Below are 19,510 nucleotides of genomic sequence, written 5' to 3' on the forward strand. Positions count from 1 at the left end.
GCGGTTCGCCGGGCTGGACCGGCGGTCCCGCCCCGTCTGCTGGAAGCCGGTCGATCAAAGGGGCAGGGAGGACTCCGAGAGTCCGGCGGGTGCGCCGCGCCGGCGGAACCACTCCAGACCGAACGCTGCGCGCAACTGGTCCTCGGGCATGTGCAGGAACGGGCCGAAATCCCCGATCTGGGTGGCATGCGCGTGCATGGCGGCACGTTTGGCGTCCATCACGCCGCTGACATCCACGACCGTGGTGATCTCGGATTCCGGCAGGCCGAACGTGTCGAGGTCCGGGGGTTGGACCTCGTCGGACCACTCGGGATTCATGGTCATCAGACGCCGAAGGTGGTCGCGGCTCACCGCAGCCTCGTACACGTGCGGCACACCGGCCAGCTCGGCCGCGCGGATGCCCACATGATGGACCTGTACGTGGTCGGGATGGCCGTATCCACCGTTGGAGTCGTAGATCGTGACCACGTCGGCCGCTTCCTCGACGAGAATCGCGGCGAGTCGGGCAGCAGCCTCCTCGATATCGGCGTTGCAGAACGCCGCGGGGTCGTCGTTCTCGGGCGTTCCCTCCATCCCGGAGTCCGCGTAGTGCAGCAGCACCACACGCCCGGCGCCGAGGAGTTCCGTCGACTTCTCGAGTTCGCGGCGTCGCCGCTCGGACAGCGACTCACCCTCGGACAGAAGGCCGTCCGGGGTCTCACCGAGCGCCCCGTCTGTCGCAGTGACCACGACGACACGGTGGCCGGCATCGGCGGCCTGCCGCATCACGCCGCCGGTGGTGAACACTTCGTCGTCGGGATGGGCGTGGAAACACACCAGGACACTCATAGAAGCCATACTTACACGTGCCGGAAGTCGCGACGGCAATCTGTCGACTCTCGACGCGTGCCCGGCGCCCGTGCCCGCGGGGTACGTGGTCGCGGTGGCGGCTGTGACGGCGGCCTCTATCGTGACCGCATGGCCATTCGTGAAACTGTCGGCATCGACGGAACGCCCCTCGTCTACTCCGTGACCGGTGCCCCCGAAGCGCGGCCGCTGGTTCTCCTGCATGGTTGGGCGCAGTCCTCCAAGTGCTGGGGTGCCGACGTGCTCGACGACTTTGCAGCCCGCTACCGGGTCATCGCCGTGGACCTGCGCGGGCACGGATACTCCGGTGCCCCCGATACGGGATACGACGACTCAGCCATCTGGGCAGGGGACGTCGACGCGGTGCTGGCAGCAGAAAGCGTCACGTCCGGCGCTGTGCTGCTCGGCTGGTCATACGGCGGCCTCGTGATCTGCGACTTCCTGGAGGCGCACGGAACCGGCGCGGTAGACGCCGTCGTGTTCGTCGGAGCGATCACCAGCATCGGTCGAGGGGAGCTCGGCGGAAAGGTCGGGTCGGCGATGCGCGCCGCGATCCCCTGCGCGATGTCCGACGAACCGCGTGACGCGATCCGTGCCCTCGGCGCGTTCGGAACCGCCCTGACGGGTTCGCCAGAGGGGAAGGGCGCGCAGTCGCAGGCGCTTTTCGGTGCCAGCCTCAGTACCCCGCCGCGAGTTCGGGCGGCGCTGTTCGACCGTGCGGCAAGTCACGACGACCTGCTGCGGTCGCTCGACATTCCTGCACTCGTAGTGCACGGGACCGCGGATTCTGTTGTCGACGTCGCGGCCGGTAGGCACGCGGCCGGCCTCATTCCGAAAGCGCAGGCGTCTTTTTGGGACGGGTGCGCCCACGGGCCGTTCGTGGAGGATCCCGAACGGTTCGTCAAGGAAGTCGGCCATTTCGTCGACAACCTCGGTGAGGAGCGACAACCTCGGTGAGAGCCGCTGCCACGAGAGAGGGCAGTATGGAGCCGTGACACCCATGCACAACGCGCCTACCCGCAGGGTGGCAGTCCTCTCCGTCCACACCTCACCCCTGGCGCAACCCGGTACCGGCGACGCGGGCGGCATGAACGTCTACGTGCTGCAGTCCGCGATACAGATGGCGCGACGAGGTCTCGAGGTGGAGATCTTCACCCGGGCGACGTCCTCGGCCGATGCCCCGGTCCAGGAAGCGGCGCCGGGGGTGCTCGTCCGCAACGTCGTGGCGGGGCCGTTCGAGGGGTTGGACAAACGGGATCTGCCCACGCAGTTGTGCGCATTCGTGGCCGGGGTGCTCCGCGAGGAGGCCCGGCACGAACCCGGCTACTACAACCTGGTGCATTCGCACTACTGGTTGTCGGGGCAGGTGGGTTGGTTGGCCCGAGACCGCTGGGGTGTCCCGTTGGTGCATACCGCGCACACTCTTGCCGCGGTCAAGAACGCGTCGCTCGCCGCGGGGGACACCCCCGAACCCGCCGCACGTCAGATCGGTGAGCAGCAGGTAGTGGCGGAGTCCGACCGACTCGTGGCCAATACCAGGGAGGAATCCGATCAGCTGGTCCGCCACTACGGCGCCGACCCGAGCCGCGTCGACGTGGTGGCGCCCGGCGCCGACCTCACCCTGTATCGGCCGGGTGACCGGGCCGCAGCCCGGGCGAAACTCGGCCTCGACCCTCGCGAAACGATCGTGACCTTCGTCGGGCGTATCCAACCGCTCAAAGCGCCCGACGTCCTGCTCCGCGCCGCCGCCGAACTGATTGCCCGCGACCCCGAATCGACCCTGCGGGTGCTCGTCGTGGGAGGGCTGTCCGGTTCGGGACTCGCCCGTCCAGACGGTTTGATCGAACTCGCGTCGTCGCTGGGCATCGCCGCGCGCGTGACGTTCCTCCCGCCGCAGGCGCCCGACCGCCTCGTCGATGTGTACCGGGCGTCGGATCTCGTTGCCGTACCAAGCTATTCGGAGTCATTCGGACTGGTCGCCATTGAAGCGCAGGCATGCGGGACGCCGGTGATCGCGGCGAACGTCGGTGGGCTCGGCGTCGCCGTGCGCAACAGTGAAACCGGACTGCTGGTGGACGGACATCGAACCGAGGACTGGGCGACCGCGTTGCAGTCGTTGATCTCCCACCCCCGACGCCTTGCCGCGCAGGCCGCCGAGGCCCCGCGTCACGCGGAGAACTTCTCGTGGGATCACACCGCCGACGGACTCCTTGCGAGTTATCGGAAGGCGACCGCCAACTACAACTACAACTACAACTACGGAAGCGGTTCGAGCGAGTTCTCGCCGCGCCGCGGACGCGGCTTGTGGAAGTTGCGCAGGGTTGGGGGAGTGCGCGCATGAGCGACCTCGCCGGAATCATCGAATCCGCACTTGCCGACCGTGAACTGGATTTCACGAGGAAGGATTCGACGCATTTCGTCGTCGAATTGCCGGGTGAGCGCAAACTCGCGACAACGACACTGCTGACCCTCGGAAAGCACGGTCTGCGCGTCGAGGCGTTCGTCTGCCGCAAGCCGGACGAGAACTTCGAGGGCGTTTACAAGTACCTGTTGCGCCGCAATCGGCGGCTGTACTCGGTGGCATACACGATCGACAAGATCGGCGACATCTACCTCGTCGGGCAGGTTGCCGAGCACGCGGTGACCGCCGACGAACTTGACCGGGTCCTCGGGCAGGTGCTTGAGGCGGCGGACGGCGATTTCAACACCCTCCTTGAACTCGGATTCGCAGGCTCCATCAAGCGGGAGTGGGAGTGGAGAGTCTCGCGCGGGGAGTCGCTGGCGAACCTGAAACCGTTCGAGCACCTGATCGAAGATTCGAAAGAATAGCCGCTCCCCCGCTCCCGGGTCGACAAATCCGCGCGGGTAGAGTGTCCCCGAGCTTGTGACTGTAGTCACAGTTCCGGTGCAGTGAATCGGCGCTCATTGAATCTTGCACCGACCAAATGTTGCTTCAACGCTTCGAGGGAGAGGCCCCAGTGAGCTTCAAGAGCCCGTTTCCGGATGTCGAGATTCCGAACCTCAGTGTCTACGACTTCCTCTTCGGCCAGATCGACCAGACCGATCTCGAGAGGCCCGCACTGATCGAAGGTGCCTCCGGCGCGGTCACCACGTACCAGTCCCTCGTCGCCCAGATCAACGGTGTGGCCGGCGCGCTCGCCGCCCGTGGTCTGGCAGTGGGTGAGGTGGTGGGCCTGCATTCGCCGAACGTCCCGGCATTCGCCTCGGTGTTCCACGGCATACTCCGTGCCGGCGGCGTCGCTACCACGATCAATGCGCTGTACACGGCGGAAGACATTGCCAAGCAACTCACCGACTCGAAGGCCAAGTTCCTATTCACCGTTTCCCCGCTGTTGCCGCAGGCAAAGGAGGCGGCCGCGAAGGCCGGGATCCCGGACGGAAACCTGATCGTCCTAGACGGCGCCGAGGGGCACCCTTCGCTGAAGGATCTGCTGGCCCAGGCGGCACCCGCACCGGCGGTGTCGTTCGATCCCGCCACCCAACTCGCGGTGCTGCCGTACTCGTCCGGCACCACGGGTCGCCCGAAGGGCGTCATGCTCACCCACCGCAACCTGGTGGCGAACGTGTGCCAGATCAACCCGCGGATGGGCATCGAGGCTGACGACAAGGTCCTCGCGGTGCTGCCGTTCTTCCACATCTACGGCATGACGGTGCTGCTCAACGATGCACTGTTCAACCGGGCGTGCCTGGTGACGATGCCGAAGTTCGATCTCGTCGAGTTCCTACGGGCCGTCTCCGAGCAGAAGTGCACCTACGTGTTCATCGCCCCGCCGGTCGCGGTGGCGTTGGCCAAGCACCCGCTCGTCGACGAGTATGACCTGTCGTCGGTGCACTCGGTTTTCTCCGGTGCCGCCCCGCTCGATCAGGAACTGGGCAAGGCTGTCGCCAACCGCCTCGGCTGCCGCGTCCGGCAGGGCTACGGGATGTCCGAGATGAGCCCGGTCAGCCATGCCATCCCGTTCGACCGCGACGGCATCGCGCTCGACTCGGTCGGCCCTACGATCGCGAACATGGAGTGCATGCTCGTCGATCCCGCCACCGGCAACGAGATCGCGTACCCGACCGAGGGGGTCAGCGAGTCCGGTGAGTTGTGGTGCAAGGGCCCCAACATCATGCTGGGATATCTCGGCAACGACGAGGCCACTGCAGAAACGCTCGACGCCGACGGCTATCTGCACACCGGCGACATTGCCACAGTCGATTCCGAAGGCATCGTCACGATCGTGGACCGTCTGAAGGAGCTCATCAAGTACAAGGGCTACCAAGTCCCGCCGGCGGAACTCGAGGCTCTACTGCTGACGCACCCCCAGATCGCGGATGCGGCCGTCATCGGAGTTCTCGACGACGAGGGCGAGGAGGTGCCGAAGGCGTTCGTCGTCAGGCAGCAGGATGCCGAACTCGATGAGGCCGCGATCCTCGAGTTCGTCGCAGAGCGGGTTTCGCCGCACAAGAAGGTCCGGAAGGTGGAGTTCATCGACGTTGTGCCGAAGTCCGCTGCGGGCAAGATTCTCCGCAAGGACCTCCGGTCGAGCGAAGCGAGGGGTAGTTGAGCGGGTCGAGCGAAGCGAGGGGCAGTTGAGCCGGTCGAGCGAAGCGGGGCGTTGACGGCGGGGTTCAGGCCGCGGGTGCTCAGAGTGCAGGGGTTCCGGGATTCGTGCCAGGATGAACGGCATGAGTACCGGAACCCTTGTGCTGCTCCGCCACGGCGAGAGCGAATGGAATGCACTCAACTTGTTCACCGGCTGGGTGGACGTTCACCTGACTGATAAGGGCATCGCAGAGGGCAAGCGTGCCGGCGAATTGCTGGTCGAGCACGATGTGCTTCCCGACGTGCTCTACACGTCGCTGCTGCGCCGCGCCATCAGCACCGCCAACATCGCGCTCGACGTCGCGGACCGCCACTGGATTCCGGTCGTCCGCGACTGGCGTCTCAACGAGCGTCACTACGGCGCGCTGCAAGGACGCAACAAGGCGCAGGTCAAGGACAAGTACGGTGACGAGCAGTTCATGCTGTGGCGGCGCAGTTACGACACGCCGCCGCCTCCGATCGAGGTCGGCAGTGAATACAGCCAGGCTGTGGACCCTCGTTACGCGCACCTCGACGAAGTGCCGCTCACGGAGTGCCTCCTCGACGTCGTGCAGCGTCTGATCCCGTACTGGGAGGAGGCGATCTCGGCTGACCTGTTGGCCGGCAAGAGCGTCCTCGTCACGGCGCACGGCAATTCGTTGCGCGCCCTGGTGAAGCATCTCGACGGAGTTTCCGACGACGACATCGTGGGGTTGAACATTCCGACGGGCATCCCGCTGCGGTACGACCTGGACGAGAACCTGAAGCCACTCAACCCGGGTGGGACTTACCTCGACCCCGCGGCTGCGGCGGCCGGTGCCGCCGCGGTGGCCAACCAGGGCGGCCGGTAGCTCGTCTGCCAGGCCGGAGGTTTGTCCGGAGCCTTCCGGCCTGGCAGCAGGGGCGACGCCGGGTGAAGAGCCAGGACCCTGCGTCGTAGTTCCGCCGCGCGAACGTACGATTCAGACGTGAGTGTTACGCAAGCCGTTCTGTTCGCCATCATGGGCGGCTTCGTCGGATACCTGGTCGGTGGTGTACTGATACCCATGTTGGGCACGAGACGGTCACGGCGGGCCGAACACGGCTCCGGGCTCACGATGTCGCAGGTGCTCGACCTGATTGTGCTGACGTCGGAGAGCGGTATCGCGGTTGTCGATCAATTTCACGACGTCGTCCTCTTCAATCCCCGCGCCGAAGAATTGGGTCTGGTGCGCAACCGGCTCCTCGACGACCGTGCGTGGGTTGCCGTGCAGAGGGTCCAGGAGACCGGCGAGTCCGTCGAGTTGGACTTGAGTTCGAAGAAACCGCAGCGTGGTCGCAATCGGATCGCGGTACGCAGTACCGCGCGACTCCTGAGTCAGCAAGACCGCAACTTCGTCGTGCTGTTTGCCGACGACGACTCCGAGCAGGTTCGGATGGAAGCGACGCGGCGTGACTTCGTCGCCAACGTCAGTCATGAACTCAAGACTCCGGTGAGTGCGATGGGTCTGCTGGCCGAGGCACTTCTCGAATCTGCGGACGACCCCGAATCGGTGCGGCACTTCGGCGAACGCGTGCTCGGCGAATCCGTACGCCTCGGAAAGATGGTCACCGAACTGATCGCGTTATCCCGGTTGCAGGGCGCAGAGAAGTTGCCCGACCTCGAGGTCCTTTCGGTCGACGAGGTTGTGGATGAGGCGCTGGCGCGCTGCAAGATCTCCGCGGAGGCGGCCAATATCGCCGTCACCACCGACCACAACGGCGGCTTGGAAGTGCTCGGTGACCGTGCCCTACTGGTCACCGCGCTGTCCAATCTGGTTCAGAACGCCATCGCCTATTCGACGAACGGCGCGCCGGTCTCGGTCAGCCGGTCGATCCGTGGGAATAATGTGGCGATCTCGGTCACCGACCGCGGCGAGGGGATCGCCAAGGCCGACCAGGAGCGCGTGTTCGAGCGGTTCTTCCGCGTCGACAAGGCACGAGCGCGGGCGACCGGCGGAACAGGGCTCGGCCTCTCGATCGTCAAGCACGTGGCAGCCAACCACAACGGCTCGATCGACCTGTGGAGCAGGCCCGGTACAGGTTCGACGTTCACCCTGCAGATTCCTGCACACATCGAAACAGCAAGTGCGAATGGCGGGGACGCCGAAGGCAGCGACGTCCGGATGAGAGAAACCGATTTGGAGGCCCAGCGATGACAAGTGTGTTGATCGTGGAAGACGAGGAGTCACTGGCCGATCCGTTGGCATTCCTGTTACGCAAGGAAGGGTTCGAGACGACGATCGTCGGCGATGGGCCCTCCGCCCTCGCCGAGTTCGATCGCGCGGGCGCGGACATCGTCCTTCTCGATCTGATGCTGCCCGGTATGAGCGGCACGGATGTGTGCAGGCAACTCCGCAGCAGGTCGGGTGTTCCCGTCATCATGGTGACGGCGCGCGACAGTGAGATCGACAAGGTCGTCGGGCTCGAACTCGGTGCCGACGACTACGTGACCAAGCCGTACTCGGCGCGGGAACTGATCGCCCGTATTCGCGCGGTGCTGCGCCGCGGCGTCGACAGCGAACTCGATGTTGCGCAGGACTCTGCAGTCCTCGAGGCCGGACCGGTTCGGATGGATGTCGAGCGACACGTGGTCCGGGTGAACGGCGAGACCGTCACCATGCCCCTCAAGGAGTTCGAACTTCTCGAGTACCTGCTGCGCAACTCCGGGCGGGTCCTCACGCGCGGGCAGTTGATCGACCGCGTGTGGGGCGCCGACTATGTCGGCGACACCAAGACTCTCGACGTTCACGTCAAGCGTCTGCGCTCGAAGATCGAGGCCGACTCTGCCAAGCCGGAACGCCTGATAACGGTCCGCGGGCTCGGCTACAAACTGGAAGCGTGATCGGATCCCGATCTCCGGCGGCTCGGGGTTATTCGGACGCCCTCTGGCGTCGCTATCTGGCTGCTGCGTGCTGCTGTGCGATGGTGGTGGCGGGATGGACGGCGATCAACCCGAGCCCGGCACGACGCTTGCATAGCCTCGCCAACTCGCCGTAGATGGATTTCCCGAGCAATTCGGTCAGTTCGGGGGCATACGACTGCCAGACGGCCTCGGCGCCCACGTGGGCGTCGGGGGAGCCGGAGCAGTACCAGTCCAGGTCTTGGCCGCCCTCACCCCACCCCCGTCGGTCGTATTCGCTGATGGTGGTCTTCAGGATCTGCTCTCCGTCAGGACGCTCGACCCACTCCTGGGTGCGACGGATCGGAAGCTGCCAGCACACGTCGGGCTTGACCTCGAGCGGTTCGATTCCGCGCCGCAGCGCCATCGAGTGCAGTGCACAGCCGCCGCCGCCATCGAAATCCGGGCGGTTGAGGAAGATGCAGGCACCTTTGTATCGGCGGGTGCGTAGTGTGGGCTCGTCCTCGAGATCGTCCTCTTCGATGTAGCCCTTTTTACCGAAGCCCTTCTCCATGAACTGCCAGTCGGCCGGTGTGAGAAGTTTCACTGATGCGTTCAGCTTTGCGAGGTCCTCCTCGTCGGAGAGGAACGCGCCGTGCGAACAGCACCCGTCGTCCGGTCGGTCACCGATGATCCCCTGACAGGCGGGGGTGCCATACACGCAGGTCCAATGGGAGAGCAGCCACGTCATGTCCGCGGCGATGATGTGCTCGGCGTTGTCGGGATCGGGAAACTCGACCCACTCGCGAGCGAAGTCGAGGGGCGCTTCCGGGTGGGGTTTCATCTTGTGCGAGCGCCCCAGGTTACCTGCTGTCACAGGCACCGACGGTAGACCCAGTACCGTGTCATTGTGCGACTAGGGGTGCTCGACGTAGGAAGCAATACCGTCCATTTGCTCGTAGTGGACGCCCACAGGGGCGGCCACCCGACGCCCATGAGTTCGACCAAGTCAGCTCTGCGGTTAGCGGAGAACACCGATCGCCGTGGTCACATCACATCTCAGGGTGCAGATCGCCTGGTGTCCACGGTGGCTGATTTCGCGGGCATCGCAAAGACGTCGGGGTGCGGTGAGTTGATGGCCTTCGCCACGTCTGCTGTGCGTGACGCGAACAACTCGGATGATGTGCTGGCGAGGGTCTATGCGGAGACCGGGGTGACTCTCGAGGTGCTGTCGGGCACCGACGAGGCAAGGCTGACGTTCCTCGCTGTGCGCCGCTGGTTCGGGTGGAGCGCCGGACGCATCCTGAACCTCGACATCGGGGGTGGGTCGCTCGAACTCACAACGGGTGGGGACGAGGACCCGGACGTCGCGTTGTCGTTGCAACTAGGGGCTGGACGCCTCACCCGGGACTGGCTCGAGGCCGACCCGCCGGGCAAGCGTCGTGTGGCGGTACTCCGGGACTGGCTCGACGCCGAACTCGGGACCCCTGCCAAGGAACTGCGCACGGCGGGGGAGTGGGATCGTGCCGTCGGTACGTCCAAGACATTCCGCTCGCTGGCCAGGCTCACGGGTGCGGCGCCTTCCGGTGCCGGCCCGCGCGTCAGGCGGACCCTCACCTCCAGCGGTCTCAGGCAACTAATAGCTTTCATCTCGCGGATGACGGCCTCTGACCGTGCAGAATTGGAAGGGGTGAGCGCCGACCGATCGCAGCAGATCGTGGCGGGGGCCCTCGTTGCGGAGGCCAGTATGAGGGCGCTGGGTGTGGAGGAACTGGAAATCTGCCCATGGGCTCTGCGTGAGGGATTGATCCTCCGCAAGCTCGACACGGAAATGGGCGGTGAATTGATGGTGAGTGCTCAATGACCGAGGACAGTCAGCAGATTTCTGTTTCAGAACTGCTCAAACGCAACGGACAACAGGTGGAGTCCAGCGGCGGACGCCGTCGCCGTGGAGCCAAGGGTGGAATTTCGGTCGCCGAACTGACCGGTGAGATCCCAGCAGTCCGGCGTCGATCCGAGTCACGGGCGCTAGATTCCGAACTGGCATTCGAGAGGAACCCAGCCTCAGCTCCCGAGTCGGCATCCGAGCGGAACACCGCCTCAGCTCCCGAACCGGCACCAGTTCCCGAGCACACCACTGCCTTTGCAGCGCGGTTCGACGGTGATGTCGATGACGACGATGAGCCCATTGCCAGCCGCCCCTCCATCCGCCTCGACGGAGCGGCACCCGCAGGTACGTCGCGCGATCACCAAGGATCGTGGGTCAGCCGATCCCTGCAGCAGGAACGGCCGGAGACCGGGATTGTTGTGCCCGCCACGGAGTCCGCGGTGGCTTCTTCGGTGGTGAAGAAGCCTGAGCCCGCTCCGATCGGTACCGATTTCTTCGCGAAGCCGAGGCTCGAGCCGCCCGCCGTCGCGAAGCCGAGGCAGCCGCCCGCCGTCGCGAAACCGAGGCCCGAGCCGCACTCTAGATTGAGCCCGGAACCCCAACTGCTGTCCGGATCGACGCTGGCAGGCGACCTTATGCGCCAGTCCCAGGACTCAGCGGCGAACGTCGGCGAAGAAACGGAATTCATCGAGGCTGCCCCCGACGGGTCACGGGTCGAGACTCTGGACGGCGATACCCGGAAGTCCGAGGCGTCTCGTCGGTCCCGCAGAGAGGCGAGGGTCGAGAAGGCGGAGGCGAAGAAGGCCGGACGGACAGACGGTGCAGGCGAAGACTCCACCCGAGAGTGGCTCGTCCTGATCGGGCAAGGTGTCGTGGCAGTGATTGCCGGGGCCCTACTTTTCAAGGGTTTCGAGAAGTTGTGGGACGTGCTCCCCTGGGTCGCGTTGATTCTGGCGCTCCTCGTCATCGTAGGACTCGTCGCTATGGTCCGGATCGTGCGTCGCACCGACGACATCACAAGTTTCGTGATCGCAGTCGTCGTCGGGATGATCGTCACCCTCGGGCCACTCGCCCTCATGCTTGCGTCAGGCTGAGTCGGTCATGGTCGATGACAGTGAGTACGGGCAGGCTCGACGGCCACCGCGTGGGCCGAAGATTCTGATCGGGTTGTCGACTGCCTCCGTGTATCCGGAGAACACTGAGGCAGCGTTCCGGTACGCCGCCGATCTGGGATATGACGGCCTCGAACTGATGGTGTGGGCCGAATCGGTCAGCCAGGACATCGGCGCCGTGACCGCACTCGTGCGCAAGTACGCGATTCCGGTTCAGGCGGTACACGCGCCGTGCCTGTTGATTTCGCAGCGGGTTTGGGGGGCCGATCCCGTCGCGAAACTGGAGCGCTCTGTCCGCACCGCAGAGGCTCTCGGTGCGTCGAGCGTCGTGGTGCATCCGCCGTTCCGTTGGCAGCGTCGCTACGCGGACGGATTCGCGGATCAGGTTGCCGATCTGGAACAGCGCGGCGGCGTGATCATCGCGGTGGAGAACATGTTCCCCATGCGCGCGGACGGCTTCTTCGGTGGCAAGGAGCGCTCGGCTGAGAGGCTCCGCCGACGCGGTGGTCCCGGCGCTGCAGTGTCGGCGTTCAGCCCGTCCTATGATCCCACCGATTCGGATCACGCGCACTACACCCTCGATCTGTCGCACACCGCCACCGCCGGAACGGATGCAATGAAACTGGCGCAGCGAATGGGCACGGGACTGGCGCACCTGCATCTTGCCGACGGCAGGGGCGCGTCGATGGACGAACATCTCATTCCCGGTCACGGCGCCCAACCCTGTGTGCAAGTGTGCCGTCATCTCGTCGACACCGGATTCGATGGGCAGGCCGTGATCGAGATCAACACTCAGAATGCGCGAACTCGTGGGGAACGCTCGTCCATGCTGGCCCAGTCGTTGGCTTTCGCCCGCGAACACCTCGAACCAGGGCGGGCCGCCTCCCGGTCAGATCGCGGACACTCCGGCGGCGATCACGGCGACTCCTGAGATCAACAGTCCGATCACCAGCACGGCGGCGCCGATCCACAGCGATACGGTCATGCGGTTCGGCTGTTTCGGGTTCTTTCCCAGAACGGAGAGGAAGAACCCGGCTGGGATGAAGATCGCAGCAGACAGGACGCCGATCGCTCCTGCGAGAGACCACGCGGGGTGTGCGCCCGCAGCATCGGAGAGCAACGCGACGACGAGCCCGAGGGTGACCAGCACTCCGGCGTGGGCATGGCCAGCGCGGAAGTACGTTTTCTGCAGTTCGTTCGCGCCTTGGGCGCCCGAAACGACGCGGAGCATGAAGGTGCCACCGAAAGCGATTCCGATGACTGTGAGCAACGTCATGCCTGTGACGACGACGAGTGCGGCATTCATGTGTAGAGCCTCCTGCGGTATGCTCACCGCGTAGTTAGATAGTGATAGTATCCAATATTGGATAGCGGCACTATCCAATGTCAAATGGCCTGATGTCAAGTGGCCTCGAGGAGGGATGGATGCGCGTATCGGAGCTGGTTGCGCGATCCGGCATCCCTCTGCCCACCGTGAAGTACTACTTGCGGGAAGGGCTCCTCATGCCGGGCGAATCGACCAGCGCTACTCAGGCGAGGTACGGCGAGGAACATGTGCGCAGGCTCGGTCTCGTCAAGGCGCTCGCCAGTGCAGGTCTGCCTCTCCCTCGGATCCGCGAGGTGCTGAGGCTGATCGACCACCCCGGCCACTCGCTGTTCGAGGCGCTCGGCCAGGCCATCGGCCAGCTACCGCCGTACCTCGACCCTGTCGAATCGGCAGCAGCGGGTGAGTCGTTCCCTCGGGCGCGGGCCGCGATCGAGAAGCTCGGGCAGGTGTACGACCCCCGACATGCGGCGGTCAGGCAGCTCGATCGGGCGCTCGAGGCGCTCGAGGAGGCAGGGGTCCCCATGTCGGACGTACGCCTCGAGGCATACGGGAAGCACATGCGCGGGATCGCCGAGATCGAGATCGGCCAGATGCCGACGGGCTCGACCGCCGACGCGATCCGCTACGCCGTGCTCGGCACGGTGATCTACGAGCCGGTGATCTCCGCGATGCGCAGGCTCGCACACCAGGACATTGCACAGAAGCGTCTCCGGAACTCCGAAGAACAGGATCAGCCATGACCTCAACTCCTTTCCATGACCTCAACGTCCTCACCGACATGGGGCACGGGTCTTACACTGCGTCGATCGATCCGATTTGGACGATAGGCAACAAGGTGCACGGCGGTTCGATGACGTCGCTTTGCGCGATGGCGGCACGGAAGAGACTTCTCGACGAGACCGAACACGCAGACCTCTCCGGCGTGCAGCCGTTGGCGGTCGGGGCCAACTATCTGGCGGCCCCCGATCCCGGCGAGGTCACGTTGTCGACGGCCGTGCGCAAGCAGGGGAAACAGGTGTCGTTCGTCGATGTGGAACTGAAGCAGGGCGACCGTGTGGCGGTGCGTGCCTCGGTCACCCTCGGTGTCCCGGATGTGGGGGAACCGCTGTACACCAGAGACCACCCTCTCGCCCAGCTTCCGGTGGAACCGCCCGCCGACGCAGTGTCGGTGACCGCCGACCATCCGATGGGGCAGGTCATCCACGTGGCGCAAGGATGTGACATGCGCGTAGACGGCACTTCGGCGCACTTTCTGACCGGCAACAAGGGCGAACCCGAGGTCCGCATGTGGGTGCGTCCCCGCACCGGCGACGAGAACGATCCGGACACTGCTGCTCTCTTTGCGATCATGACCGGCGACATCAGCACGCCCGTGACGATGAATCGCGGCATGTTCGGCTGGGCGCCCACGGTGCAGCTGACAACCTACCTGCGCAGGCAGCCGGCGCCAGGTTGGCTGCGGGTGATGGCCAGCAGCACGGTGCTCGGCGGCGCGTGGTTCGAGGAGGATCACACCGTCCTCGACTCGACCGGGGCGATCGTGGTGCAGAGTCGGCAGTTGGCGATGATCCCCCGCTAGAAAGCCCCGGTGGGGCGTCGTGGCAGGCTGTCCGGCATGACGAGAATTGCGGTAATCGGAGGCGGCAGGATCGGCGAGGCTCTCATCTCGGGGCTTCTGCAGGCGGGTCACGCCGTCAGGGATCTCGTGGTGGCCGAGTCGTACTCGGCGCGAGCCGAGGAACTGGCGGCCGCATACTCGGTGAGGGTCACCACGACCGCGGATGCCGCCGAGGGTGCCGATGTCATCGTGATCGCCGTCAAGCCGGACGACGTCGAGGATGCCCTTACCGAGGTGTCCACCGTGGATCTCGACGGGGAGCGAGAGCAGTTGCTCGTATCGCTCGTGACCGGTGTCGCCACTTCCTTCTACGAGGTGAGACTGCCCGCGGGGTTCCCAGTGGTGCGGGTCATGCCCAACACCCCCATGCTGGTCGGTGAAGGGGTCAGTGTGCTCGCCCCGGGTCGACATGTGAAGAAGGGGCACCTCGAACTGGTCCGTGGCGTGCTGTCGTCGGTAGGCAAGGTCGTGGTCGTCCCCGAATCACAGATTGATACCGTCACCGCCGTCTCAGGCTCGGGACCGGCCTACTTCTTCCTCGTCGCCGAGGCGATGATCGATGCAGGCGTCGGATTTGGCCTCACCCGGGCGACCGCGTCCGAGCTGGTAATTCAGACCATGGTCGGTGCAGCGGCAATGCTCGACCAGTCGGGGGAGAGCGCCACCGAACTCCGGGCAGCTGTGACGTCCCCCGGCGGAACCACTGCGGCTGCGGTCCGCCAGTTAGAGAGAAATGGGCTCCGAACGGCCTTCTTCGACGCCATCGAGTCCGCGAAACTCCGCTCTGCAGAACTCGGCGCGACCCCCGAATAGACATTCGAATCTCCACATCAGTCGCAGTAACCCCATCCGTCCCGCTAAGCTCGGATATAGCACGTGCGTGTCCGTTCCGCCGGGGGGAAGCCGGCGGCGCGACATGTGCCGGAGGTAAGTGGTTGATGATGTCTGAAAAGAAACCGTCCAAGGGCTTGGCCCCTGACGGACAGCCGGCCCTGGCCGGAACGCAATTTCTCACCGTTGCCGAGGTAGCGGCGCTGATGAGAGTGTCCAAGATGACTGTGTATCGGTTGGTGCACAGCGGCGAACTGCCCGCCGTCCGTGTGGGCCGCTCGTTCAGAGTGCATGCGAAAGCAGTGCACGACTACCTCGAGACCTCGTACTTCGACGCCGGTTGACCGATCGGCACGAAGAGGGTGACCTCGGTTTCTCCCGGGCGACCCACACCGGTACGATTAGCGACTGTCGTACCAGTCAGCTGGTGTCGTAAGGCGCTGAGCTAGTTAAAAACGAGGCCCAGGCGCCAGAGAGGCGCAGGCGTACGTAACCGGCGTGCGCAGGAACGCTAGAGAAGAACGTGAGGGACACCCGCCATGGGTTCAGTGATCAAGAAGCGACGCAAGCGCATGTCGAAGAAGAAGCACCGCAAGCTGCTTCGCCGCACTCGAGTGCAGCGCAGGAAACTCGGCAAGTAAAGAGTCGCGTCTGGATGCCCGTCACCTCAGGTGGCGGGCATCCGTCGTTTGGGATAGTTACTCCAGCTACTCGGAGTGACCAACTGTCGCCGAGCGGAGCGATCATTTGCCACGGCGCGGAGCGATCATTTGTCGCGGCGCGGAGTGACCATTTGTCGCCGAGACGAGCGTCATCTCCCGCCTGCCCGTATGGTTGACCTCACTCACTACGTGATCGGGGGTCCTAGTGGTTGTGAGTGGCGAAGACGGCTCTGCGCCGGCGGCGGTGCCTCGCGTTGTGCTTGTCACTGGGGCGAGCAGGTTCCTGGGTGGGTACCTGGTGACGAGGCTCGCCCAGAATCCGGACATCGAGCGCGTCATCGCGGTTGACGCGGTGTCGCCGAGTAAGGACATGCTGCGCCGGATGGGCCGCGCCGAGTTTGTGCGCGCCGATATTCGGAACCCTTTGATTGGCAAGGTTATTCGCAACGCAGAGGTCGACACCGTCGTGCATGCCGCGACTCTGACCCGACCGCCGAAGTCGGGCAGTCGCGCGGCGATGAAAGACGTGAATGTCCTCGGCGCCATGCAATTGTTCGCCGTCTGCCAGAAGGCTCCGACCGTCAGGAAGGTCGTTCTGCGTTCGGCTTCCGCGGTCTACGGTTGCAGCGCCAAGGACCCAGCCAAATTCACGGAGGAGATCAGCGCCCGGCGGCGTCCCGCGGGCGCCTATGCCCGAGACTGCATCGAGATCGAAGGTTACCTTCGCGGGATGGGGCGTCGGCGACCCGACATTGCGGTCTCGATTCTCCGTCTCGCCCCGTTGGTCGGCCCTCGCCTCAACGCGACGGTCGCGCAGTACCTCACCGCACCGGTGGTACCGACGATCCTCGGTCGTGACGCGCGACTGCAGGTGCTGCACGAAGAAGACGCCCTCGCCTCGCTGGAAAGGGCGACCGTGGCGGGTTCGCCGGGGACGTTCAATATCGCCGGAGACGGTGTCGTCATGCTGTCGCAGGCCATCCGCCGGGCCGGACGCGTCCCGGTCCCGATGCCGTTCGCGCTTTTCCGCAGCGTGGGACGGGCAGTCATGGGGCCGGTGATTCGGTCGTACACCACCGAACAACTCGAGTACTTCCACTTTGGTTGCGGACTCGACACCACTCGCATGCGAACCGAACTGTCCTTCGAGCCACGGTGGACCTCGATGCAGGCACTCGACGACTTCGCTCGCGCAACGGGAGTCCAGCCGATCATCAAGAAGGAATGGGTCGACTCGGCTGAAAACGCACTACTCGCTCTAACCGGTACTGCGAAAGGGGAGAGGTGAACGAAGTGGCGAAGGTCATTCCGATACACGGAGTGACAGGCACCCGTGGGGCCGGAGCCAGACGGTCGAGGAGTGAGCAGGGCGAGAGTCGGCATCCGTCCGGCAAACCCCGTTCCGCCGTGATCACCGCACCTGAGTTCGCCTCGGAGACTTCGGCGGTGGAGACTGCCCGGAATGCTCTGGCCGAGCAGATCGTCAATACCGCAGAGTTTCTTCGGCGCCGTCTGTCGGGCGACTATCACGTCGACGACTTCGGGTACGACCCGCACTTCACCGAGAATGTGTGGCTCCCCGCGCTCAGGCCGTTGTTCGACAAGTGGTTCCGTGTCGAGGTCAGCGGACTCGAGAACATTCCGTCGACCGGTGGCGCGCTGGTGGTCGCGAACCATGCCGGCGTCTTTCCCATCGACGGATTGATGACCTCCGTCGCAGTCCATGATCATCACCCCGCCCATCGGCCGCTGCGAATGCTGGCCGCCGACATGGCGTTCGAGATGCCGGTGGTTGGCGATATCGTCCGCAAGGCGGGGCACACGCTCGCCTGCAACCCGGACGCCGTGCGACTTCTGGGCGACGGCGAGGCTGTGGCCGTGTTCCCGGAGGGGTTCAAGGGCATCGGCAAACCGTTCAGTGAGCGCTACAAATTGCAGAGGTTCGGCCGTGGTGGCTTCGTGTCGGCCGCCATGCGGACGGGGGCACCCATCATTCCGTGCTCGATAGTCGGTTCCGAGGAGATCTATCCGAAGATCGGCGAACTCGGGATGCTTGCCCGACTCCTGAACCTGCCGTACTTCCCGGTGACACCGCTATTTCCGCACTTCGGACTGCTCGGCCTCGTTCCGCTGCCGTCGAAGTGGTATATCGAGTTCGGTAAGCCCATTGTCACCGAGGGTTACGACGCGTCGGCAGCAGACGATCCGATGGAACTGTTCGAGGTCACCGACCACGTCCGGGAGACCATCCAGCAAACTCTGTACCGGCTTCTCGCAAAACGACGGAACGCATTCCTGGGCTGAACCGACTTCCGCGGCTCAGACCGCGTGCTCGCGGCGGCGCGCGACGACCGCCGCGAGCGCCCCGCCGACGGCACCGAGGAGCAACGCCGTCGGTACACCGATCTTCGCCGCCTTGCGTCCGGTCCTGAAGTCACGGATCTCCCAGCCCCGATTCTTGGCAAGTTCACGGAGATCGGTGTCGGGATTGATCGCGACGGCGGTGCCGACGAGCGACAGCATCGGCACGTCGTTGTGACTGTCGGAATACGCGGTGCAACGTCTGAGATCGAGGCCCTCGCGGACTGCCAGGGCGCGCACGGCATGGGCCTTTCCGAGTCCGTGGAGGATGTCGCCAACCAGACGTCCGGTGAATCGTCCGTCCATGCTCTCGGCCACCGTGCCGAGGGCGCCTGTCAGACCGAGTCGCTGCGCGATGACCTGAGCGAGTTCCACGGGGGTCGCGGTGACGAGCCATACTTGCTGCCCGGCGTCGAGATGCATCTGGGCGAGCGCGCGGGTGCCAGGCCAGATCTTGTCGGCGACTACTTCGTCGTAAATCTCTTCGCCGAGACGGGCGAGTTCGGCGGTCGAGCGTCCGGCTACGAACGAGAGAGCCTTCTCACGACCGGAGGCAACGTCTTCGCTGCTCTCCTTGCCGGTCACTCGGAACTTGACCTGCTTCCACGCGAAATCCACGAGATCCGACGACTTGAGGTATTTGCGGGCCGCCAGCCCGCGGGCGAAGTGGATGATCGACGCGCCCTGGACCATCGTGTTGTCGACGTCGAAGAACGCCGCAGCGGTCAGGTCGAGCGGAATGTCGTGCTCCTCGACCTCGACTTGGCTACCGGACGCCACGCGCGCGAGGGCGGCATTCGCGCTCGCCTCGCCTGCGACATTTGCGCGTACCTCGGCCTCGCTGGGTCCCAGCGGATTCCTGAACTGACGTCGGCCCGGGAGGATGATCCCCGCCAGACCTGAGCCGAATCCGGTGCCGTTCGGCAGTGATCGCGCAGGCACTCGTACCTCCCGTATTGCAGCATCGTCTGAGGAGCAGCCTATCCCGCGCATTGGAGACTGGGCGGTTGGATGGCGGCGCGGGGCAGAAGTCTGTGACGTTCATCTCCGGTCCGACTGGCGTCGCGCGCCCCCGAAGCGGCACAGTGGCTCTACCGGAGGCGTCGAAAGGGAGTGGCGGGGCATGAACGATGTCGGGCATGAAGTGACGCTACTCACGCGGGCGGGATGCGGTGCGTGCGCGCCGGCTCGAGAGCGGCTAGTGGCTCTGTGCGAGGAGTTCGGGCTGGAACTGACGTGCATAGACGTCGATGAAGCGGCGACCGAGGATCCGGAATTGCGCGCCGAGTTCGGCGACCGATTGCCGGTAGTTCTACTCGACGGACGTGAGCACAGTTACTGGGAAGTCGACGAAGAGCGCCTCAGGACAGACTTACGCAAGTAAGCCGACCCTAAAGAAAGCATTCTGTGATGCTAT

At 64.9% G+C, this 19,510-nt stretch carries 22 protein-coding genes; 18 read left to right on the top strand and 4 right to left on the bottom strand.

Annotation, left to right across the window (positions count from 1 at the left end):
- Positions 1-54: 54 nt before the first annotated feature.
- On the bottom strand, positions 55-828 hold the full coding sequence (locus tag RM2_RS16895; protein ID WP_072690741.1) for a PIG-L family deacetylase: 774 nt from the start codon (positions 826-828) through the stop codon (positions 55-57).
- Between the two features lie 129 nt (positions 829-957).
- Between RM2_RS16895 and RM2_RS16900 the strand changes: the two genes are divergently transcribed.
- From RM2_RS16900 to RM2_RS16930, 7 genes are all read left to right on the top strand, one after another.
- Positions 958-1,803 (top strand): alpha/beta fold hydrolase, encoded by an 846-nt coding sequence (locus RM2_RS16900; protein WP_072690742.1) that lies wholly within the window; start codon positions 958-960, stop codon positions 1,801-1,803.
- Positions 1,804-1,846: 43 nt separating this feature from the next.
- Positions 1,847-3,187: a D-inositol-3-phosphate glycosyltransferase gene (gene mshA, locus RM2_RS16905; RefSeq protein WP_072690707.1), complete on the top strand. Its 1,341-nt coding sequence runs from the start codon at positions 1,847-1,849 to the stop codon at positions 3,185-3,187.
- Positions 3,184-3,675, top strand: a complete 492-nt coding sequence (locus RM2_RS16910; protein ID WP_072690708.1) for a type III secretion system chaperone family protein — start codon at positions 3,184-3,186, stop codon at positions 3,673-3,675. The genes mshA and RM2_RS16910 overlap by 4 nt, the downstream gene beginning before the upstream one ends.
- Before the next feature lie 149 nt (positions 3,676-3,824).
- Positions 3,825-5,417: an AMP-binding protein gene (locus tag RM2_RS16915; RefSeq protein ID WP_072690743.1), complete on the top strand. Its 1,593-nt coding sequence runs from the start codon at positions 3,825-3,827 to the stop codon at positions 5,415-5,417.
- 112 nt (positions 5,418-5,529) lie between these two features.
- Complete coding sequence (locus RM2_RS16920) at positions 5,530-6,285, top strand: phosphoglyceromutase (RefSeq protein WP_174553871.1); 756 nt, start codon at positions 5,530-5,532, stop codon at positions 6,283-6,285.
- Positions 6,286-6,402: 117 nt separating this feature from the next.
- Entirely contained in the window at positions 6,403-7,611 is a 1,209-nt protein-coding gene (locus RM2_RS16925) for a sensor histidine kinase (RefSeq protein WP_072690710.1), read from the top strand.
- Positions 7,608-8,297, top strand: a complete 690-nt coding sequence (locus RM2_RS16930) for a winged helix-turn-helix domain-containing protein (protein ID WP_072690711.1) — start codon at positions 7,608-7,610, stop codon at positions 8,295-8,297. The genes RM2_RS16925 and RM2_RS16930 overlap by 4 nt, the downstream gene beginning before the upstream one ends.
- A gap of 52 nt (positions 8,298-8,349) precedes the next feature.
- Here the strand turns inward: RM2_RS16930 and RM2_RS16935 are convergent, their stop codons facing one another.
- Positions 8,350-9,138 carry a DUF3109 family protein gene (locus tag RM2_RS16935; protein ID WP_072690712.1) on the bottom strand — a complete coding sequence of 263 codons (789 nt, stop codon included), beginning with the start codon at positions 9,136-9,138 and terminating at the stop codon, positions 8,350-8,352.
- A gap of 66 nt (positions 9,139-9,204) precedes the next feature.
- Here RM2_RS16935 and RM2_RS16940 point away from each other — a divergent pair, with 66 nt between their 5' ends.
- From RM2_RS16940 to RM2_RS16950, 3 genes are read left to right on the top strand one after another with little or no spacing between them, the layout of a single operon-like run.
- Positions 9,205-10,158, top strand: a complete 954-nt coding sequence (locus RM2_RS16940; protein ID WP_072690713.1) for a Ppx/GppA family phosphatase — start codon at positions 9,205-9,207, stop codon at positions 10,156-10,158.
- The gene (locus RM2_RS16945; protein WP_072690714.1) at positions 10,155-11,276 is read left to right on the top strand and encodes an Rv0497 family membrane protein; all 1,122 of its coding nucleotides are present in this window, start codon (positions 10,155-10,157) and stop codon (positions 11,274-11,276) included. The genes RM2_RS16940 and RM2_RS16945 overlap by 4 nt, the downstream gene beginning before the upstream one ends.
- Before the next feature lie 7 nt (positions 11,277-11,283).
- A complete protein-coding gene (locus RM2_RS16950) occupies positions 11,284-12,225 on the top strand; it encodes a sugar phosphate isomerase/epimerase family protein (protein WP_072690715.1) in 942 nt (313 codons plus the stop codon).
- Here the strand turns inward: RM2_RS16950 and RM2_RS16955 are convergent.
- Entirely contained in the window at positions 12,184-12,600 is a 417-nt protein-coding gene (locus tag RM2_RS16955; protein ID WP_072690716.1) for a hypothetical protein, read from the bottom strand. The genes RM2_RS16950 and RM2_RS16955 overlap by 42 nt on opposite strands.
- A 119-nt stretch (positions 12,601-12,719) precedes the next feature.
- Here RM2_RS16955 and RM2_RS16960 point away from each other — a divergent pair, with 119 nt between their 5' ends.
- The 7 genes from RM2_RS16960 to RM2_RS16990 all read left to right on the top strand — a co-directional run bounded on the left by RM2_RS16960 (position 12,720) and on the right by RM2_RS16990 (position 18,036).
- Positions 12,720-13,361: a MerR family transcriptional regulator gene (locus RM2_RS16960; protein WP_072690744.1), complete on the top strand. Its 642-nt coding sequence runs from the start codon at positions 12,720-12,722 to the stop codon at positions 13,359-13,361.
- On the top strand, positions 13,358-14,200 hold the full coding sequence (locus RM2_RS16965) for a thioesterase family protein (RefSeq protein ID WP_072690717.1): 843 nt from the start codon (positions 13,358-13,360) through the stop codon (positions 14,198-14,200). The genes RM2_RS16960 and RM2_RS16965 overlap by 4 nt, the downstream gene beginning before the upstream one ends.
- 36 nt (positions 14,201-14,236) lie before the next feature.
- Positions 14,237-15,052, top strand: coding sequence for a pyrroline-5-carboxylate reductase (gene proC, locus RM2_RS16970; protein ID WP_072690718.1), 816 nt, complete (start codon positions 14,237-14,239; stop codon positions 15,050-15,052).
- Between the two features lie 125 nt (positions 15,053-15,177).
- Complete coding sequence (locus RM2_RS16975; RefSeq protein WP_072690719.1) at positions 15,178-15,414, top strand: helix-turn-helix domain-containing protein; 237 nt, start codon at positions 15,178-15,180, stop codon at positions 15,412-15,414.
- A 195-nt stretch (positions 15,415-15,609) separates the two neighbouring features.
- Complete coding sequence (locus RM2_RS16980; protein WP_003402602.1) at positions 15,610-15,711, top strand: 30S ribosomal protein bS22; 102 nt, start codon at positions 15,610-15,612, stop codon at positions 15,709-15,711.
- Between the two features lie 265 nt (positions 15,712-15,976).
- Positions 15,977-17,020: an NAD-dependent epimerase/dehydratase family protein gene (locus tag RM2_RS16985; protein ID WP_139277806.1), complete on the top strand. Its 1,044-nt coding sequence runs from the start codon at positions 15,977-15,979 to the stop codon at positions 17,018-17,020.
- Positions 17,017-18,036 (top strand): lysophospholipid acyltransferase family protein, encoded by a 1,020-nt coding sequence (locus tag RM2_RS16990; protein WP_072690720.1) that lies wholly within the window; start codon positions 17,017-17,019, stop codon positions 18,034-18,036. Before RM2_RS16985 ends, RM2_RS16990 begins: the two co-directional genes overlap by 4 nt.
- Positions 18,037-18,051: 15 nt before the next feature.
- Here RM2_RS16990 and RM2_RS16995 read toward each other — a convergent pair whose 3' ends face one another.
- On the bottom strand, positions 18,052-19,035 hold the full coding sequence (locus tag RM2_RS16995) for an HAD family hydrolase (protein WP_072690721.1): 984 nt from the start codon (positions 19,033-19,035) through the stop codon (positions 18,052-18,054).
- Positions 19,036-19,216: 181 nt separating this feature from the next.
- On the opposite strand from RM2_RS16995, the gene RM2_RS17000 reads away from it, so the two are divergent.
- Positions 19,217-19,477, top strand: coding sequence for a glutaredoxin family protein (locus RM2_RS17000; protein WP_072690722.1), 261 nt, complete (start codon positions 19,217-19,219; stop codon positions 19,475-19,477).
- Positions 19,478-19,510: the final 33 nt, after the last annotated feature.

The organism is Rhodococcus marinonascens NBRC 14363 (genome assembly GCF_001894885.1).
GTDB classification, from domain to species: Bacteria; Actinomycetota; Actinomycetes; order Mycobacteriales; family Mycobacteriaceae; genus Rhodococcus_F; species Rhodococcus_F marinonascens.

What these genes read in the sequence shown, in the direction of transcription:
- RM2_RS16895 (WP_072690741.1), bottom strand. Translation starts at nt 828, where the DNA reads ATGAGTGTCCTGGTGTGTTTCCACGCCCATCCCGACGACGAAGTGTTC.
- RM2_RS16900 (WP_072690742.1), top strand. Translation starts at nt 958, where the DNA reads ATGGCCATTCGTGAAACTGTCGGCATCGACGGAACGCCCCTCGTCTAC.
- mshA (WP_072690707.1), top strand. Translation starts at nt 1,847, where the DNA reads ATGCACAACGCGCCTACCCGCAGGGTGGCAGTCCTCTCCGTCCACACC.
- RM2_RS16910 (WP_072690708.1), top strand. Translation starts at nt 3,184, where the DNA reads ATGAGCGACCTCGCCGGAATCATCGAATCCGCACTTGCCGACCGTGAA.
- RM2_RS16920 (WP_174553871.1), top strand. Translation starts at nt 5,530, where the DNA reads ATGAACGGCATGAGTACCGGAACCCTTGTGCTGCTCCGCCACGGCGAG.
- RM2_RS16930 (WP_072690711.1), top strand. Translation starts at nt 7,608, where the DNA reads ATGACAAGTGTGTTGATCGTGGAAGACGAGGAGTCACTGGCCGATCCG.
- RM2_RS16935 (WP_072690712.1), bottom strand. Translation starts at nt 9,138, where the DNA reads ATGAAACCCCACCCGGAAGCGCCCCTCGACTTCGCTCGCGAGTGGGTC.
- RM2_RS16945 (WP_072690714.1), top strand. Translation starts at nt 10,155, where the DNA reads ATGACCGAGGACAGTCAGCAGATTTCTGTTTCAGAACTGCTCAAACGC.
- RM2_RS16950 (WP_072690715.1), top strand. Translation starts at nt 11,284, where the DNA reads ATGGTCGATGACAGTGAGTACGGGCAGGCTCGACGGCCACCGCGTGGG.
- RM2_RS16955 (WP_072690716.1), bottom strand. Translation starts at nt 12,600, where the DNA reads ATGAATGCCGCACTCGTCGTCGTCACAGGCATGACGTTGCTCACAGTC.
- RM2_RS16960 (WP_072690744.1), top strand. Translation starts at nt 12,720, where the DNA reads ATGCGCGTATCGGAGCTGGTTGCGCGATCCGGCATCCCTCTGCCCACC.
- RM2_RS16965 (WP_072690717.1), top strand. Translation starts at nt 13,358, where the DNA reads ATGACCTCAACTCCTTTCCATGACCTCAACGTCCTCACCGACATGGGG.
- proC (WP_072690718.1), top strand. Translation starts at nt 14,237, where the DNA reads ATGACGAGAATTGCGGTAATCGGAGGCGGCAGGATCGGCGAGGCTCTC.
- RM2_RS16975 (WP_072690719.1), top strand. Translation starts at nt 15,178, where the DNA reads ATGATGTCTGAAAAGAAACCGTCCAAGGGCTTGGCCCCTGACGGACAG.
- RM2_RS16980 (WP_003402602.1), top strand. Translation starts at nt 15,610, where the DNA reads ATGGGTTCAGTGATCAAGAAGCGACGCAAGCGCATGTCGAAGAAGAAG.
- RM2_RS17000 (WP_072690722.1), top strand. Translation starts at nt 19,217, where the DNA reads ATGAACGATGTCGGGCATGAAGTGACGCTACTCACGCGGGCGGGATGC.